Annotated in this window: 15 protein-coding genes and 1 tRNA gene; 7 read left to right on the top strand and 9 right to left on the bottom strand. The window is 64.6% G+C overall.

The window, feature by feature from the left end:
• Nucleotides 1-3: 3 nt before the first annotated feature.
• Together guaD and AWB70_RS28745 are read left to right on the top strand one after the other, a co-directional pair.
• A complete protein-coding gene (guaD, locus tag AWB70_RS28750) occupies nt 4-1,332 on the top strand; it encodes a guanine deaminase (protein ID WP_053567695.1) in 1,329 nt (442 codons plus the stop codon).
• A 165-nt stretch (nt 1,333-1,497) separates the two neighbouring features.
• Complete coding sequence (locus tag AWB70_RS28745; RefSeq protein WP_053567694.1) at nt 1,498-1,932, top strand: hypothetical protein; 435 nt, start codon at nt 1,498-1,500, stop codon at nt 1,930-1,932.
• Here AWB70_RS28745 and AWB70_RS28740 read toward each other — a convergent pair whose 3' ends face one another.
• The 8 genes from AWB70_RS28740 to AWB70_RS28705 form a co-directional block, all read right to left on the bottom strand.
• Nucleotides 1,933-2,997 carry a 2-aminoethylphosphonate aminotransferase gene (locus tag AWB70_RS28740; RefSeq protein ID WP_053567693.1) on the bottom strand — a complete coding sequence of 355 codons (1,065 nt, stop codon included), beginning with the start codon at nt 2,995-2,997 and terminating at the stop codon, nt 1,933-1,935.
• Nucleotides 2,997-4,166: a phosphonopyruvate decarboxylase gene (gene aepY / locus AWB70_RS28735; RefSeq protein WP_053567692.1), complete on the bottom strand. Its 1,170-nt coding sequence runs from the start codon at nt 4,164-4,166 to the stop codon at nt 2,997-2,999. Before aepY ends, AWB70_RS28740 begins: the two co-directional genes overlap by 1 nt.
• Nucleotides 4,159-5,856 carry a phosphoenolpyruvate mutase gene (aepX, locus tag AWB70_RS28730; protein WP_053567691.1) on the bottom strand — a complete coding sequence of 566 codons (1,698 nt, stop codon included), beginning with the start codon at nt 5,854-5,856 and terminating at the stop codon, nt 4,159-4,161. The genes aepY and aepX overlap by 8 nt, the downstream gene beginning before the upstream one ends.
• Entirely contained in the window at nt 5,853-6,641 is a 789-nt protein-coding gene (locus AWB70_RS28725) for a phosphocholine cytidylyltransferase family protein (RefSeq protein ID WP_053567690.1), read from the bottom strand. Before AWB70_RS28725 ends, aepX begins: the two co-directional genes overlap by 4 nt.
• A 23-nt stretch (nt 6,642-6,664) precedes the next feature.
• The gene (locus AWB70_RS28720; RefSeq protein ID WP_014190750.1) at nt 6,665-7,681 is read right to left on the bottom strand and encodes a flippase-like domain-containing protein; all 1,017 of its coding nucleotides are present in this window, start codon (nt 7,679-7,681) and stop codon (nt 6,665-6,667) included.
• Nucleotides 7,678-8,490 carry a HalD/BesD family halogenase gene (locus AWB70_RS28715; RefSeq protein ID WP_053567689.1) on the bottom strand — a complete coding sequence of 271 codons (813 nt, stop codon included), beginning with the start codon at nt 8,488-8,490 and terminating at the stop codon, nt 7,678-7,680. The genes AWB70_RS28720 and AWB70_RS28715 overlap by 4 nt, the downstream gene beginning before the upstream one ends.
• Complete coding sequence (locus AWB70_RS28710; RefSeq protein ID WP_053567688.1) at nt 8,487-9,185, bottom strand: CDP-alcohol phosphatidyltransferase family protein; 699 nt, start codon at nt 9,183-9,185, stop codon at nt 8,487-8,489. Before AWB70_RS28710 ends, AWB70_RS28715 begins: the two co-directional genes overlap by 4 nt.
• Before the next feature lie 183 nt (nt 9,186-9,368).
• Nucleotides 9,369-10,082 carry a DUF4136 domain-containing protein gene (locus tag AWB70_RS28705; RefSeq protein WP_053567687.1) on the bottom strand — a complete coding sequence of 238 codons (714 nt, stop codon included), beginning with the start codon at nt 10,080-10,082 and terminating at the stop codon, nt 9,369-9,371.
• A gap of 224 nt (nt 10,083-10,306) precedes the next feature.
• Here AWB70_RS28705 and pepN point away from each other — a divergent pair, with 224 nt between their 5' ends.
• The 5 genes from pepN (at nt 10,307) to AWB70_RS28685 (ending at nt 15,920) form a co-directional block, all read left to right on the top strand.
• Nucleotides 10,307-13,039: an aminopeptidase N gene (pepN, locus tag AWB70_RS28700; protein ID WP_053567686.1), complete on the top strand. Its 2,733-nt coding sequence runs from the start codon at nt 10,307-10,309 to the stop codon at nt 13,037-13,039.
• Between the two features lie 153 nt (nt 13,040-13,192).
• Nucleotides 13,193-14,212 (top strand): class 1 fructose-bisphosphatase, encoded by a 1,020-nt coding sequence (locus AWB70_RS28695; protein WP_014190745.1) that lies wholly within the window; start codon nt 13,193-13,195, stop codon nt 14,210-14,212.
• 82 nt (nt 14,213-14,294) lie between these two features.
• Nucleotides 14,295-14,370: transfer RNA gene (locus AWB70_RS28690), tRNA-Thr, on the top strand.
• A gap of 592 nt (nt 14,371-14,962) precedes the next feature.
• On the top strand, nt 14,963-15,112 hold the full coding sequence (locus AWB70_RS39115) for a hypothetical protein (protein WP_167350979.1): 150 nt from the start codon (nt 14,963-14,965) through the stop codon (nt 15,110-15,112).
• A 208-nt stretch (nt 15,113-15,320) separates the two neighbouring features.
• The gene (locus AWB70_RS28685) at nt 15,321-15,920 is read left to right on the top strand and encodes a chorismate mutase (RefSeq protein ID WP_014190743.1); all 600 of its coding nucleotides are present in this window, start codon (nt 15,321-15,323) and stop codon (nt 15,918-15,920) included.
• A 7-nt stretch (nt 15,921-15,927) separates the two neighbouring features.
• Here the strand turns inward: AWB70_RS28685 and AWB70_RS28680 are convergent, their stop codons facing one another.
• On the bottom strand, nt 15,928-17,073 hold the full coding sequence (locus AWB70_RS28680) for an exonuclease domain-containing protein (protein WP_053567685.1): 1,146 nt from the start codon (nt 17,071-17,073) through the stop codon (nt 15,928-15,930).
• Nucleotides 17,074-17,283: the final 210 nt, after the last annotated feature.

Below are 17,283 nucleotides of genomic sequence, written 5' to 3'. Positions count from 1 at the left end.
ACCATGACACAGACCGCCTACCGCGCCCAGTTGCTGACCTTTCGCGAAGACCCCGCGCATGCCGCCGATGGCGCGGTCTACGAGGCCGACGGCCTTCTGATCGTCGAGGACGGCAAAGTGAGCGCGGCGGGCGCGTATGCGTCGCTTCGCGACACGCTCTCGCCCGACGCGACCGTCCACACGATGCGCGACAAGCTGATCGTGCCGGGTTTCATCGACTCGCACATCCACTATCCGCAGACGGACATGATCGCGTCGCCTGCGGCTGGCCTCCTGCCCTGGCTCAACACGTACACGTTTCCGACCGAGCGCGGCTTCGAGAATCCGGCGGTCGCGCGCGAGACGGCGAGCTTTTTCATCGACGAACTGCTTGCGTGCGGCACGACGACCGCGCTCGTCTACTGCACGGTGCACAAGCAATCCGCCGATGCCTTCTTCACGGAAAGCGAAGCGCGCAATCTGCGCATGGTCGCCGGCAAGGTGCTGATGGACCGCAACTGCCCCGAGTTTCTGCGCGACACGGCGCAGTCCGGCTACGACGACAGCGCGGAACTGATCGCGCGCTGGCACGGGCGTGGGCGTCAGCATTACGCGCTGACGCCGCGTTTCGCGCCGACCTCGACCGAAGCGCAACTCGAAGCGTGCGGCGCGCTCGCGCAGAAGCATCAGGACGTGTTCATCCAGAGTCACGTCGCGGAAAACACCGACGAGATCAAATGGGTCGAAAGCCTTTTCCCTGGGCATCGCAGCTATCTCGACATCTACGATCACTACGGCCTGCTGCGCCGCCGCGCGGTGTACGGCCACTGTATCTATCTCGATGACCGCGACCGCGAGCGCATGGCGGAAACGGGCGCGGTGGCGTCGCACTGCCCGACGTCGAACCTGTTTCTCGGCAGCGGCCTGTTCGATTTCGAGAAGGCCGGCGCGTCGAACATGCCGGTCGCGCTCGCGACGGATGTCGGCGGCGGCACGTCGTTTTCCATGCTGCAGACGATGAACGAAGCGCACAAGGTCGCGCGCCTGACGGGCCATCATCTGACCGCGACGCGCATGTTCTGGCTCGCGACCACGGGCGCGGCGCAAGTGCTCGAACTCGACGACAAAATCGGCACGCTCAAGCCGGGCAGCGAGGCGGATTTCGTCGTGCTCGATCCGAACGCGACGCCGCTGCTCGCGCGCCGCACGGCGCGGACCGAATCGCTGGAAGAACTGCTGTTCGCGTTCGCGCTGCTCGGCGACGATCGCGCGGTGTTCGAGACGTATGCCGCCGGCAAGCGCGTGCATTCGCGCGACACGCGCAAGACGGCGAAGCTGGAGCTGGCGGCCTGAAACGCCTGATCCGTCAGCGATTCATCCGACAAGCGGCCCGCGGGCCGCTTTTTTGTCGGCGCGGTTCGTCTGCCCGGCCACGCGAGCGCAAGGTTTTGCTCGACGTTTTGTGCGGATTTGTTGCATTCTCGCTAAAGTGCAAGCTGTCCTGAACATCGCGTCGACATGAAGCACATCGCCCGAATCCGAATCGCCCTCGCCGTGACGCTTGCGTCGCTCGCTGCGCTCGCGCATGCGAAGCCGATCGAAGCGCAGCTCGACTGCAAATCGACCGCGCATGATTTCGTCGCGCCGTTGCAGCAGAGCGGGCTGCTCGAAACCAAACCGATGCGCGTGGAGCCGAACTCGGTCAACGCGTTCAAGCCCGTCAAGGGCGCGACGCTGACGGCGTACGGATTCAAGGTGTATGTGGTCGTGGCGTATCAGAAGGACGATCCGATCTTTCGGCCCGGCAAAGGCGAACCGATCGCCGATTCGGCGTATGGCGTGGTCGTGTGGGGCGGCGACGCGGAAGTCGCGGAGAAAGTGAAGGCCGCGGGCAGCGACGCGGATGTACACCACGTCGCGCCCTTCATCACGGCGATATTCTGCAAGCCGTGATCAGCGCACCAGTTCCACGAACGCCGAGATCAGCCGATCCATGTCGTTCGCGTCGAGCGCGCCCATCGTCGAGATGCGGAACAGTTCCTTCGACAAACCGCCCTGCCCTGCATAGATCACGAAGCCCTTCGCCTTGAGCGCGTCGTGGAGCTTCTCGTAGGTCATGCCCGCGGGCAGCCGGTACGCCCGCAATACCACGGACGATTCTTCCGGCGGCAACGCGCTCGCCATGCCGAGCGACGCCAAGCCCGAGCGCATCTGCTCCGCGAGCTTCGCATAACGCTGATGACGCGCGCGCCAGCCACCCTCTTCCTCGAACTCGCGCAAAGCTTCGACGAGCGCGTAGTACGCGTGCACCGAGGGCGTGAACGGCGTATTGCGCTCGTCCTGCAGCTTTGCGAGCCGGGCGATGCCGAGGTAGTACGTGCGGTTCGCAGCCTTCGCGAGCGCATCGCGCCGCGCAATGACGAACGCCGCGCCCGGCACGCCGTGCAGGCACTTGTTGGCCGTCGCGGCAATCGCGGCGATGCCGCCGCCGTCGAAATCGATGGCCTCCGCGCCGAAGCTGCTCACCGCATCGAGCAAGAGGCCGATGCCGCGCTCCGCGCACGCGCGCGACAGGCGGTCGATCGCGTTCAGGCGGCCGGTCGTCGTCTCGTGATGGATGATCGCGACGTTCGTGAATGTCCCGCCGTCGAGCCGTTCGATGATCGCGTCGATGTCCGGCGCCTGCATCCACTCGTACTTGATGACTTCGTGATCGATGCCGTATTGCTTCGCGATCTGCGCGATGCGATCGCCGTACACGCCGTTTTCCACGACGAGCAGCCGCCCGCCTTCCGGCACGAGGCCGGCGATCATGCTTTCGACCGCGGCGGTGCCCGAGCCCGTCATCAGCACGGCGCTCCATGTGGCCGGATCGAGCGCGTAAGCGGCGACGAGACGCTTTCTCGCCTCGTCCTGAAGATCGAAGAACTCCGGCTCGCGATGACACAAGTCGGTTTGCAGCAGGCTCTGACGCACGCGTTCGGTGAGCGTGACAGGACCGGGATTGAGCAGCAGCATCAACGGCCTCCTAGGTGTTGTTGCAGGCGCGCGCGCACGTCTTCGGGCGTGATCTTCGGGCGCGGCAGGTCGCCCGGCGTGCCGGTTTTGATCGACAGGCGGGCAAAGCGCACGCCGTCGACATCTTTAGCGTCGAAAAGACGGTCGATCACGCCGATGTCGTCGCCATCGAGCGCAAGCGCGTAGCCGCACGCCGCCGCGATCGACGCGAAATCGACGCCGCGTGAAACGGTAGCCTGGCCGCCGGTCGATTCGTGCGCGCCGTTGTCGAGCAGCAGGTGAATCAGGTTCGGCGGGCCGTATGCGCCGAGCGTCGCGAACACGCCCATGCGCATGAGCGCGGCGCCGTCGCCGTCGAGCGCGACGACGCGCAGATCGGGACGCGAGAGCGCGAGCCCGAGCGCCATCGGCGTAACGCAGCCCATCGAGCCGACAAGATAGAGCTGGTTCTCGCGGTCGTCGATCGCGTACAACTCGCGTCCGCAAAAGCCCGTCGATGCGAGCACGACCGTCGAATCCTTCGGCGTGTTCGCGATGACTTTGGCCAGCGCATCGTGACGCGTCACGCGCTCGCCTCCGAAGCGCTGCACGGCCGCCGGCTGCGCGGGCGCGCGCACGCCCGACAAGCCCGTCTGCTTCAGTTCATACGGCGCGACGCTGCCCTTTTGCATGACGAGCGCATACGGACGGCCGGTGCTGTCCATGTACGCCGTCGCGCGATCGAGCGCGGGGCCGATCTCGTCGGCGGCCGTCGGGAACAGCGCCCACGGAATTTCCATGGTGTCGAGCATCTGCGGCGTGATCGGGCCCATCAGCGCGTGCTGCGGCTCGTCGTGGACGCCCGGCTGGCCGCGCCACGTGACGATCAGCAGTTGCGGCAGACGGAAGGTCCACGTCAGCGACGTCAGCGGGCTCACGGCGTTGCCGAGACCGGAGTTCTGCATCATCGCGATGCCGCGGCGCTTACGCTCTTTGGCGAACTCGCCGCCGAGTGCGACGCCCGCGATCAGCGCGACGGCATCGCCTTCGTTCGCCGCCGACACGTAGTTGAGCGTGTCGTCCTGCAGCACGTAGTTGATGAAGGGCGTGAGAAACGAGCACGGCACGCCCGCGTACCAGTCGAAACCGCGCTCGCGCGCCGCTTCGACGAACTGGGCGGCCTCAATCACGCGCGTTCTCCGCGCCTTCGGAGCCGATCGGCGTCTGACCGTGCGCGAAATCGCCCGCGCGGCGGAAATCGTCGAGATCGTTCACGCCGCGCCAGTGGCCGTGCACGTACTGCACTTCGATCTTCTGACCGGCGGCGATCAGCGCGTTCAGCAGCGCGGCCATGTCGAGCTGGTCGAAATCGGTGCGCTGCTGCAGCGTGTCGAGCGTCGCGAGCAAACGCTCGCGCGCGCCGCCGCGCACCTTGATGAGACCCATCCAGCGGCCCTGCGGCGCGCGATTTTCGATCAGCGACTGCCCCGCGCCAACCACGCTTTCGAGCCACACTTTCTGGCCGAAGAGCGCGCGGTCGTCGCCGGTCGAGCAGTACGCGAAGTCGGTGACGGTGTCGCCCGCCTGCGGCGCCTGCGACGAATCCACGACCACGCAGAAATCGCTGTCCGATTCCGTCAGATCTCGCAGGATGTAGCTGCGGAACAGCAGATCGCCGTAGGAAATCACGGTGTCGCCGTTCATGTGCTTCGCGGCGCAGGCGAGCGAGGCGAGCTCGCCCGTCGTTTCATGCCGTTCGTTGACGACGAGACGGATGCCGCCCGACTCGATCGCGTCCGCGCGATATCCGCCGACGACCGTGATGTCGTTGATGCTTTCCTTCTTGAACGCCTCGACGAGATGGCGCAGAAGCGGCTTGCCCGCGACCGGCAGCATGACCTTCGGACGCGCTTCGGTCAGCGCTTCGAGGCCCGCGCCGCGGCTTGCGGCCAGCACGATCGCGCTGCGCTTTTCATTCGCCGCCGTCAGATAGATGTTCTCGGCGGCCGAGTATTCGTCCGCGTCCTGCAAACGGAAAATCTCGTTCACCGCCGCGATGCGGTCTTCCACGTTGACGAGCGTCTCGCTGTCGTGGATTTCCTTCGCAATCGCCTGCATCGCCGACACCGCGCCGCGAATCAGATGGTTCGCCCAGATCACGCAACTGATGCCCGCCTGACGGAACGCATCGGTCGGTGTGCTGTAGTACTTCGTCGGCACGATGACGAGCGGGCCGCGCCCTGCCCACTCACGCGCGAACGTGAGGATCTCGTCCGGCTTCGAGAGCTTCGAATGAATCAGGATCGCGTCCGCGCCCGCCTGACGGTATGCCTCGGCGCGCTTCAACGCTTCTTCCATGCCCCAGCCCGCGATCAGCGCCTCGACGCGCGCGACGATCGAGAAATTGGGATCGCTCTGCGAATCCTTGCCGGCCTTGATCTTGCCGCAGAATTCGTCGATGTCCGCGAGCGGCTGCGCCTCGCCATTGATGAAGCTGTTGGTCTTCGGAAACTGCTTGTCTTCGATGCACACGCCCGCGATGCCGCGCTGTTCCAGCTTCCTCACGAGCCGGCGCACGTTGTTGAAGTTGCCGTAGCCGGTGTCGCCGTCGAGGAGAATCGGCAGATCGCTCGCGTCGGCCATGAATTCAAGGTTGTCGACGACTTGCGTCCAGCTCGCCTCGTTGTTGTCGCGCACGCCGAATTGCGCGGAAATCGACAGGCCCGAGCCCCAGATCGCCTTGAAGCCCGCTTCCTTCGCGATGCGCGCGGAGATGCCGTTGTGCGCTTCCATCAGGAATTCGAGGCGATTGCTTTGCAGCATTTCGCGCAGGCGCATCGTGCGCGAGTAGCCGACCGGGATTTGTGTGAGTGCGTTCATTGTTGCGAGGCTCCTGCAAACTGACGCAGCGCGTTGAGTTGCGGCAGCACTTCGTCGGCCGCGCGCTTCACGTCGTTCTGAAAATCGATTTCGATCCACGGCGCGCCGGTCACATCGGCGATATCGAACACGTGGCGCGGGTTGTCCAAGTTCTCCAGCAACAGGTCGCGCACCGCTTCTTCATGCGGCATCTTCGCGCGGCCCGTCGCGACGTAATCGGCGCAGATTTCGGCGAGGCGCGTGGCGGTCTTTTCGTCGAAGCGGAAAAAGCCCACGGATTCGCCGATGGTGTCGTACGCGAGCCCCGCCGCGACCTGCTTGCGCAACTCGACCGGCACGCCGTTTTCAACGCACAGTTTCACGGGCTCGTCGCCCGCTTCGAAATCGCGGTCGATCAGCAGACGGTTCACGCTGCCGCCCGCGACGAGCGGCGCGAAAATGCGCTCGTCGTAGAGCACGTCGGCGTCCATCAGGAGGACATCGCCGCCGCGCGTCATCGCGTCGCGCGCGGTGTGCACGGACAGCACGCTGCCGAGCGTGAATTCATCGTTGACGACGATTTCGGTCTTCGGCTTCCAGTCGATCGCGGCGAGTTCCGCTTCGATCTGCTCGCTCTTGAAGCCGGTCACGAAGACGACTTCATCGACATTCGCGGCTTTCAGAAAGTGGAGGTGCCGTTCGAGCAGAGACGCATCGCCAAAGCGCAACAGACACTTCGGCTTTTGCTGGCCTTCGGGCTGAACGAGGCGCAAGCCCATCCCGGCCGCAAGAATAATTGCGCGCATGGTTGTGTTCCCTTCGTGGGTGATCAGTCGATATCCGGCACGCGCGCGAGACGGCGGCGCTGCCAGCCTTTTTCAACGAAATGCAGATAGACGATGCCCGGCACGCCGAGCAGCAGCTCGCGCGCGCGCTTGGCGAGCGAGAGCGCGAGCGCCGCCTCGGGCGGCAGGCCGATCAGGCGCGCGAGCAGCAGATAGCCGCCTTCCTGCACGCCGAGCGAGCCGGGAATGGCGAAGGCCGCGCCGCGTATCGCCTGGCCGAGACTTTCGAGCAGGAGCGCTTCGGTCCAGCCGACCGGATGGCCGAGCAGATGCAGCGCAAGCCACACCTCGCCCGTGCCGACGATCCAGCCGATAAAGCTCAGGCCGAAGCTCGACGCCACTTTCGCGCGCTCGCGATACAGCTCGTGCACGGCGGCATCGACGGCTTCGGCGCGCGTGACGAGCGACGACCAGTCGCGCTTGGCCGAAAATTTCGCGGCGATGCCGGAGGCGAAACGCATGGCGCGGCCAAAGAGACCGCGCCGCTGCGCGAGATAGAAGCCGAAGATCATGAGACCGATGACGCCGATCACCGCCAGCACGGCGATCGTCACCGTCGAGGACGAGCCGCCCGCCGCGAAGCCCGTCAGCAGTACGACGCCAATCAGCGCGAAGATGAGTTGCGCGACGGTCTGCATCGTCGTGCTGATGGTGATGACGGCGGCCGCGTCGCGCGCGCGCATGCCGCGCTGAGCGAGATAGCGGACCATCAGCATCGGACCGCCGATCTGGCCGGCGGGCATCAGGCTGTTCACCGATTCGCCGGCCCAGCGCGCGAGCAGCGCGTCGCGCAGGGAGACGTCGCGCTCCTTGCGGGAAAAGAGCACGCTGATCGCGAAGGCATCGACGAAAAGCGGAACGAAGTGAAACGCCGCGACCGCGACGAGCCCCCAGCCGGCGGCGGCGAGAGTCGCCGCGACCGAGCCGAAGCCCTGCCAGCCGAGCAGCGCAATGAACAGCACCACGCCGACCGACAACAGAAATGTGCCCGCGCGGCTCATGCCTGCCCGTTCTTGCCGCCGTTGCGGCGAAAGACCTGCTTGAATCCGAAATACGCGATCGAATCCTTCATGTTCGAGATGAAGCGCTGAAACGGTCGCATGTTCGGGTTCGTCACGTATTCGAACGTGAGCGACACGCGCATTTCGTTCTCGCGAAGGGGCGTCACGCGATGGCGCAGCTTGTCGCCGTCGAAGAACACGAACGCGCCCGGCGGATACTGCACCGCGCCCGGCTGCGCAGCAGCGCCCGGCGTCTTGGTGTGCAGTTCGTATTCGAGCGCGCAGGACGAGTCGTCGATCACGCCGAGCAGCAGCGTGTAGCGGCGGCCATCGTAATACGACGTGTCGTAATGCCAGCCGATATGGTCGCCCGGACGCGTGTAGAAATAGAGCGCGTAGGCGTGCGGATCGTCTTCGGGCGAGAGTTGCAGCTTGTCGCCGGTGAGCGCCTCCAGCCACTTGATGAGCGCCTCGGACCGGTACAGATCGGCGATGAACGGCGCGAGCTTGTCGAGCGTGTGACGGCTCACGCTGCCGCCCGCCTTGTGACCCGGCAGGTAGTTGCGGTTCACGGACGGTAACGTGTCGTGCACGGCGGCGATCAGGCGCTCGGTGTAATCGCGCGGCAGGAAATCCTCGATGTAGAGAAACGAGCCTTGCTTGCCGTACTCGTTGCGCAGCGTCGGCGTGGGCAGCGCGGCGAGGCGCGCGTTCAGCGTGGCATCGATATCGCGCTCCGACAGGCGCGCCGCCTGCGCCGCGCCTCGTTCCTGCATCGGGGTGTTGACCGGAATTGCCGTATCGCTCATCTCACCGCCTGGAAATCGTTGCTCTTATTCGCATGCGACGCTTGCGCGCGCTGCTTCATCTGTTTGCTGACGCGCTGATAGTCAATCGCCACGTACACCGCGAAGAGCGGCGCGCCGATCGCCGCGGCGATCAGAAACGGCGTCATCCCGTTCAGGATGGTCACGACGGGCAGCAGATACAGCACGTCTTCCGTTTCGAAACCGGCCATCGACGCCTGCTTCGTGCCCGACTTGCCGACCATCGACTCGATGCGCATGCGCAGGAAAAAGATCAGCGCAACGGCCACGCCCGCGACGCCGCCGAGCCATTGCGCGGGCAGGAACATCGACGGATGATGCACCGCCACGTAGAACCCGATGCCGAGAAACAGCAGCACGGTCACGAGCGCATCGGCTGCGAGGTCGTAGAAGTGGCCGATCTTGCTCGACTGGCCGCTGATGCGCGCGAGCTCGCCGTCCGTGTGATCGACGAGATTCGACAATGCGATGAGGAGCGCGCCGAGCGTGCAGAGCCAGAACTGACCGAGCGACAGATAATACGCCCCGGCCAGGCCGATGGCGAGGCGCAGCGTCGTCAGATGATTGGGCGTCACCGGCGTGCCGACGAGCGGCGTGACGAGGCGGCGGGCGAGCCGCGCGTCCCACGTCGTGGGCTGGGGAACGGCTTCAGGATTGGGCGGACACGATTTTGTCATCACGGAAATATATCGCTAATTGCGCGAAGCTGCATATATTGCGGCTTCGTAACGCGGCGATAATTCCCAGTTCGATCAAGGCCGCCGGGCGTTTTTGAAATGGCGCGTGGCGATCCCGCGTACGACGGCGCGACGCGCGCCGGAAATTATTTCCGGTGCGTGCGGGCGCCGCCGCCGCCACGCTCATTCGACGGTCTTGGACGCAGGCGCAGGCGCGACGCCGCGATCGGTCGGCGTCAGCGAGGCCGCCGTCTCGTTCGAGATGCCGCCGTTCTTGTCCACGGGCAACGTCACGGTGCGCACGGTGCCATTGCCGAGCGGGAAATCCGCGAGCGCGCTGCGCGTCAGATAAGGCATCGCCTGATAGAGCGAGGGGTCGCCCGTCGAATTCACCGCCGTCACCTTGTAGACCTCGCGGCCGGTCTGGCGGTCGGTCATGCGAATCTGCAGTGCGTGGATGTAGACCGGATAGCTCTGATCGACGTAACCGGTCGGACCCCACGGGCCGTACGGCCCCCAGCCGCCCCATGGCCCCCAGAACGGACGGCCGTAGGGCCCGTACATGGGCCATGGATCGTAATAGACCGGCTGGCGCACCGTCACGAGGTCGCCGCGCACCGAATACCCGAGCGCCACCTGATAGCGCGCGCTCGCGTCCGGCGTCTGCCGGAAGTTGTACTTCGACAGCTCGTTCGCCACGAGCGTCTCGTAAGTCGTCTGCTCGATGCTGTTCTGCTGCTCGCCCTGGCGCGCGAATGCGTAGGTGCGGGTCGCGTCGCTGCCGCTCCAGTCGGAGAAGGCGGTCACCTGCGTCTGCACATAGGTCGTGCAGCCCGAAAGCCATAGCGCGGCGAGTACCAGCAACCACTGGCACAGCGCCTTGATCGGAACATTCATGGTCGTCCTCACTTCGGAAACTGCTCTTCTTAGTTATAGATAGCGCGCGCAATCCGCGCACGCACCCCGGTCATATGCCAAGGCCTGGCAAAGCAGCAGCGGGCGGCGCTCACGATCGACGGGCGTTTTGTACAATGGTTCGACATGCCGCGCCAGCATTCGTGCCGTGACAGAATGTCCGCGCAATGCGCCCGCGCCGCCCCATTCACTTTGAAGATCCCGCCATGTCAACCACGACCGCATCCGCAGTGATCCGCCGCCAGGACTACACGCCGCCCGCGTTTCTGATCGACTCCGTCGCGCTCGAATTCGACCTCGTGCCGGCGCGCACCGTCGTGAAGAGCACGATGACGCTGCGCCGCAATCCCGACGCGCAAGGCGACGCGCCCCGGCTCGAACTGATGGGCGAGCAACTGGAATTCGTGAGCGCGGCGATCGACGGCGTCGCGCACGCGGATGTCCGTGTTCACGAGAACGGACTGTCCATCGGCGGTATTCCCGCGGCGGATGCCTTCGAGCTTAGCATCGAGAGCATCTGCAATCCGGCGGAGAACACGACGCTCTCCGGACTTTATGTCTCCAGCGGCAACTTCTTCACGCAGTGCGAAGCCGAGGGCTTTCGTCGCATCACCTACTTCCTCGATCGCCCCGACGTGATGGCAACCTACACCGTCACGCTGCGCGCCGACAAATCCGCGTATCCGGTGCTGCTATCAAACGGCAATCTGATCGAGGAAGGCGAATTGCCCGGCGGCCGTCACTTCGCGAAATGGGAAGATCCGTTCAAGAAGCCGAGCTATCTGTTCGCGCTCGTCGCGGGCAAGCTCGTGTGCATCGAGGAACGCATCCAGTCGGGCTCGGGCCGGGAGAAGCTGCTGCAAGTGTGGGTCGAGCCGCACGATCTCGATAAAACCCGTCACGCAATGGATTCGCTCATCCATTCGATCCGCTGGGACGAAAAGCGCTTCGGGCTGGAGCTGGATCTGGACCGCTTCATGATCGTCGCGGTGAGCGACTTCAATATGGGCGCGATGGAAAACAAGGGGCTCAACATCTTCAACACGAAGTACGTGCTCGCCAATCCGGAAACGGCGACGGACACGGACTTCTCCAATATCGAGGCCGTGGTCGGCCACGAGTACTTCCATAACTGGACCGGCAATCGCGTGACGTGCCGCGACTGGTTCCAGTTGAGCCTGAAAGAAGGCCTGACCGTGTTCCGCGATCAGGAATTTTCCGCCGACATGGCCGCGGGCGACGCCGACGGCGCCGACGGTGGACAAAGCAGCGCCGCCGCGCGCGCGACCAAGCGCATCGAGGACGTGCGCGTGCTGCGTCAGATGCAGTTCGCCGAGGACGCCGGCCCGATGGCGCATCCCGTGCGGCCGGAAAGCTACGTCGAGATCAACAACTTCTACACGATGACCGTCTACGAGAAAGGCTCGGAAGTCGTGCGGATGTATCAGACGCTCTTCGGCCGCGACGGCTTTCGCCGCGGCATGGACCTCTACTTCCAGCGCCACGACGGTCAGGCCGTGACCTGCGACGACTTCCGTCACGCGCTCGCGGATGCGAATCATCGCGATCTCGCGCAGTTCGAGCGCTGGTACAGCCAGGCCGGCACGCCGCGCGTGTCGGTGCGCGCCGAGTACGACGCCGCGAAGAAGCGTTACACGCTGACGCTCGCGCAGGGCTACGGCGAAGGGTCGGAAGCGGCGCGCGAAACGCAGAAAGGGCCGTTGCTGATTCCGTTCTCGGTCGGCCTTATCGGGCAGAACGGCGCGGATCTGCCGCTGCGCCTCGAAGGCGAGAAGGAGCCGAACGGCACGACGCGCGTGCTCGAATTCACCGGGCGCGAGCAGTCGTTCACCTTCGTCGACGTGAACGAGGCGCCGCTGCCGTCGCTGCTGCGCAATTTCTCGGCGCCGGTGATCGTCGAATACGACTACACGAACGACGAACTCGCGTTCCTGCTCGCGCACGACAGCGATCCGTTCAACCGCTGGGAAGCCGGCCAGCGTCTCGCCACGCGCGAATTGCTCGGGCTCGCCGAGCGCGCGGCCAGTGGCGAAGCGCTGTCGATCGACGATCAGGTGATCGCGGCGTTCGCGCGCGTGCTCGACGACACCACGCTCACGCCCGCGTTCCGCGAACTGGCGCTGATGCTGCCGTCCGAAAGCTACCTCGCCGAGCAGATGGCCGTGTCCGATCCGGCCGCCGTGCATGCGGCGCGCGTCTTCATGAGCCGCCGTCTCGCCTCGCAGTTGCGCGAGAAATGGATCGCGACGTATCAGGCGAACCGCACGCCGGGCGAATACCGGCCGACGCCGGAAGACGCCGGCAAGCGCGGCCTGAAGAATCTGGCGCTGGCTTATCTGAGCCAGCTCGACGATCCGCGCGAAGCGGTCACGCTTGCGCAGGCGCAATACGACGCCGCCAACAACATGACGGACCGCTCGGCGGCGCTTGCGGCCCTGCTGCTCGCGAGCGCGACTCAGGGCGCGGATGCGAGCGTCGCGGACGCGGCGCTGGCGGACTTCTATCGCCGCTTCGAGAACGAGGCGCTCGTCATCGACAAATGGTTTGCGCTCCAGGCGACGCAACGCGGCGGGCCGGACCGCAAGGTGATCGAGATCGTGCGCAAGCTGATGCAGCATCAGGCGTTCAACATCAAGAATCCGAACCGCGCGCGCTCGCTGATCTTCAGCTTCTGCAGTGGCAATCCCGCGCAGTTCCATGCCGCAGACGGCTCGGGCTACGCGTTCTGGGCCGAACAGGTGATCGCGCTCGACGCGCTCAATCCGCAGGTCGCGGCGCGCCTCGCACGCGGGCTCGAACTGTGGCGCCGCTTCACGCCGAAGCTGCGCGAAAAAATGCATGCGGCGCTCTCGGAAGTCGCATCGAAGGCGAAATCGCGCGACGTGCGTGAGGTGGTGGAGAAAGCGCTCGCAGCCTGAGCGCCGTTTCGCCGGGTTTTATCCGATGTTTGACGGCCGCCGCGCGAGGTTCGCGCGGCGGCCGTTCTCGCTTATGGCGGATGCTGTCACATCGACGCGACAGGTCGAGCGGTTAGAATCGTGGATATTCGTCTAACGCTCACGGAGTCCCGCATGTCCTCCATTTCCAGCCGTACCACGCTTTCCAAGTATCTGATCGAGCAGCAACGCGAACACCAGAACCTCCCCGCCGACCTGCGGCTTCTGATCGAGGTGATCGCGCGCGCGTGCAAGCAGATCAGCTACCACGTCAGCAAGGGCGCTCTGGGCGAAGCGCTCGGCTCCGCCGGCAGCGAGAACGTTCAGGGCGAAGTGCAGAAAAAGCTCGACGTGTTGTCGAACGAAATCCTGCTCGAAGCCAACGAATGGGGCGGCAACCTCGCCGCGATGGCATCGGAAGAAATGGAAAAGATCTTCCCGATTCCCAACCGCTATCCGAAGGGCAATTACCTGCTGACGTTCGATCCGCTCGACGGCTCGTCGAACATCGACGTGAACGTGTCGATCGGCACGATCTTTTCGGTGCTGCGTTGCCCGGACGGCGTCGAGCCGAGCGAGCAGGCGTTCCTGCAGCCGGGTTCGCAGCAGGTCGCGGCGGGCTACGCGGTGTACGGCCCGCAGACCGTGCTCGTGCTCACGACCGGTCACGGCGTGAACTGCTTCACGCTCGATCGCGAGCTGGGCTCGTGGGTGCTCACGCAGCGCGACATGAAGGTGCCCGTCGAAACGCGCGAATACGCGATCAACGCGTCGAACACGCGTCACTGGTATGAGCCGGTGCAGCGCTACATCGACGAGCTGAACGCCGGCAAGGACGGCGCGCGCAAGGAAGACTTCAACATGCGCTGGATCGCGTCGATGGTCGCCGATGTGCACCGCATTCTGAATCGCGGCGGCATTTTCATGTATCCCGCCGACAAGCGCGATCCGTCGAAGCCCGGCAAGCTGCGCCTGATGTACGAAGCGAATCCGATGGCCTTCATCGTCGAGCAGGCGGGCGGTGCAGCGACGAACGGCGAGCAGCGCATTCTCGATATCCAGCCGACGAGCCTGCATCAGCGCGTTGCGGTGTTCCTCGGCTCCAAGAGCGAAGTCGATCGCGTGACCCGCTACCATCTCGATCAGAAAAATTGATCTTAGGTATTGCCAAGACGAAAAATGCTCTGCATAATCTCACTTCTTCGTTGCTGACGAACTAAACGAACGCAACAGAGGGGCCGGAATAGCTCAGACGGTAGAGCAGCGCATTCGTAATGCGAAGGTCGGGGGTTCGATTCCTCTTTCCGGCACCAGAGAGAATTCAGGCAGCACATAAAAACCCGCGTACACGCAAGTGACGCGGGTTTTTGCTTTGGTTTGCGCTTTCGCAACAATTCCCTGCGCTGTGCACGCTATTGCGATTTACCGCAAAAATCGGCTTCACCGATTTCACGTTAGCGCTCGCCGCCCGCCTGATTCTCCTTATATGTGCGGTTACGTACAACAACAAGCTATTTTCCGCCCTGCACCATCAAGCGTCAACGCAGGTTTCCCGGTATCGTTATATCCATAGAGGAAAAGCTACAGTTTAAGTACGCGGCGGTCGAGATTGCGCGAAGCCATGCGCGGCGCGGCTCTCGGACCGTTCTCCGCAGCACTGGAAACCGTACTTTTTGCAGCAATGGATTTGAGGGCCGGTAATGATCTACCGACATCTTTACCGGCCCGAAGACGAACGATCATGCGTTGATGAGTTACCCGCGCGATTCGGCTCAAGCCGAAGCCGCCGCGATCCGATAACGCATAACTAGAGGGACCCGTATTTGGTATTCGGCTGTATGCGGCGGCGCAAAAAGCCGCATCGGCCAGTTGGCGCAATTGCCGTAGACATCAAGGAGAGAAATCATGGACGCAAGACCGACGAAAATCCCGACGCCCGACAAGGTGTATTGTCCGGATCCGGAACCGGTTGGCGTCGAATTTCTCGCGACGGAACTGCCCGAGCACGTGCGCGCGTTCTTCGATGAACAGCGCAACTCGTCGCAGTCGAAGTAGGCGGACACGCTGGATCACGCCGTCGTCGTGAGAACGACGCCCGCCGCGCGCGGCGCACACGGACCGACCGGTCCGCGCATGGCTCACGCCAGGACGCGTCGCGCTCTTCGTTCATGACCGCCCGGGCGAGTCGTGTGGACACGGCTCGTCTCTCACATTCAGGTTGAAGCGGGCGGTGCGTTATTCTGGCGCTTTTGCCCGGACACCGATGCGCCGTCGATCGAACACCTCCCTCCTCGCTTCCGCCTTCGCCTGCGTGCTCGCGTTCGCCGCGCCCGCATCCGTGCACGCCGATGGCGACGACACCCCGTTCACCAATATCATCGCGCTCGTTTCGCAACGGCTCGCGCTCGCCGAGCCGGTTGCGCGCTGGAAGTGGGCGAAGCACGAACCGATCACCGACGCGCCCCGCGAGGAGGCGCTGCTCAAACAGGTCGAGGAAAAGGCCAGAGCCGCTCAGGTCGATCCCGCGTTCGCGCGGCAGTTCTTCCGCGATCAGATCGATGCGAGCAAGGACGTGCAGAACGTGCTTTTCGCCAACTGGCGCGCGGTCAGGGCCGCGCCGGAAGAATCGCCGCCCGATCTCGCCAATGACACGCGTCCGAAACTCGACCGACTGACGCAATCGCTCGTGTCGGCGCTCGCTCACGTCGAGCCGATTCGCCACGCCGACGACTGCCCGATGCGCCTCGCCGAAAGCGTCGCGCGATGGAAGCATCTGACGCGCTACAACTCGTCGATGAACGAGCCGCTCATGCGCGCGCTGTCGCACGTCTGCGCGACGGGCGGCGTGGGCGCGGTCGGCTGATCGCGCTTTAGAGCGTGGCGGCGTGCATCGCCGCGGTGAGCGGCGTCACGGCAAGCCCGCGCGCGAGACGCTCGCTGAGCACGCGATAGGTCGCCAGTTCGAAGCCGGACGTGGCCGCGCCCGCATGCAGCGCGCCCGCCTGCGGCAGCGTTGCGGCGGAGCCGAGATAGCACCAGTTGTCGATGACGTGCCACACGCGCTGCCCCGATGCCGCATCGCGCTCTTCGATTGCGATCGCGCCGCCGTACGGCCACGGCGCGCCGCGCATGTCTGCGCTTCGCGACTTCGACGCGCGATTGTGCGCCGGGCGCGCGGCGGCAATCCATTGCGCCTCGGCCAGCATCGCACCGATCTCGCCGCCCGTTGCCTTCCATTCGACGCGGCGCACGAGTGAGGCGAGACGCATGTCCTTCGCCGAACGCCTCGGACCGACGAGATGCGCGCGCACGCGCTGGCGCAGCTTGACGCTGCGGCCTGCGTAGAGCGGCGCGTCGTCGTCGCCATAGAACATGTACACGCCGCAGCCTGCAGGAATCTGCTCGATCGTGTCTTCGTCGATGTGCGCGGCGAGCTGGAACCGCCGCGTCACGCGCTCCAGATGCGTGCGCACCACATCCGGCGCGTGCGCGCTGTGCAGGTGTTGCCAGAACTGCCAGAGCAGATCGGCGTCGGCAAGCGCCCGGTGGCGCGCGGCAGGCACCAGCGCGTGCCGTTCGACGAGCGCATCGAGGCCGTGGCGCGTCTGCTCCGGGTACACGGCGCGGGAAAGCTGCACCGTGCAGAGCACGTCGGGCGCGAAACGAAGCCCCAGACGCCTGAATTCGCCCTTGAGAAAGCCGTGGTCGAAATGAGCGTTGTGCGCAACGAAGAGACGCCCGTTCATCCGTTCGAGCAAGTCCGCGGCGAGTTGCTCGAACGTGGGCGCATCGCGGACCATCGCGTCGGTGATGCCCGTCAGTTGCTGGACGAAAGCGGGAATTGGCTTTTGCGGATTGACCAGCGACGTCCATTGCGAGACGCCCGACGGCCCGACTTCCACGATGCCGATTTCGGTGATGCGGTCCACGCCGAAGGTGCCGCCGGTCGTTTCGAGATCGACGAATGCGATGGGCGCGGAAGGAAAGGCAGAGTGTTCAGACGGGTCGAGGTGCATCGTGGACGGCGTGGGAGGCGGCGCGGAAGGCGGAATGGAGCGTGCGTCGGATTGCCCATTCTAACGCAGCACGGTGTGGTGGGCTTTCGACGGACGCGCTTGAAGATCGATGGATGTTCTGCGCCCTAGAGGCAGCGGATTTCTAGAGCACGGGTTATCGTCTTTGTAGGAAAGCAATAGCGTGTAACCCGTAATAACTTTCCCCGATTA

It is taken from the genome of Caballeronia cordobensis (assembly GCF_001544575.2).
In the GTDB taxonomy this organism is placed as follows: Bacteria; Pseudomonadota; Gammaproteobacteria; order Burkholderiales; family Burkholderiaceae; genus Caballeronia; species Caballeronia cordobensis.
Note: the sequence above shows the minus strand (reverse complement) of the source record. Positions and strands in the feature narration are given on the sequence as shown.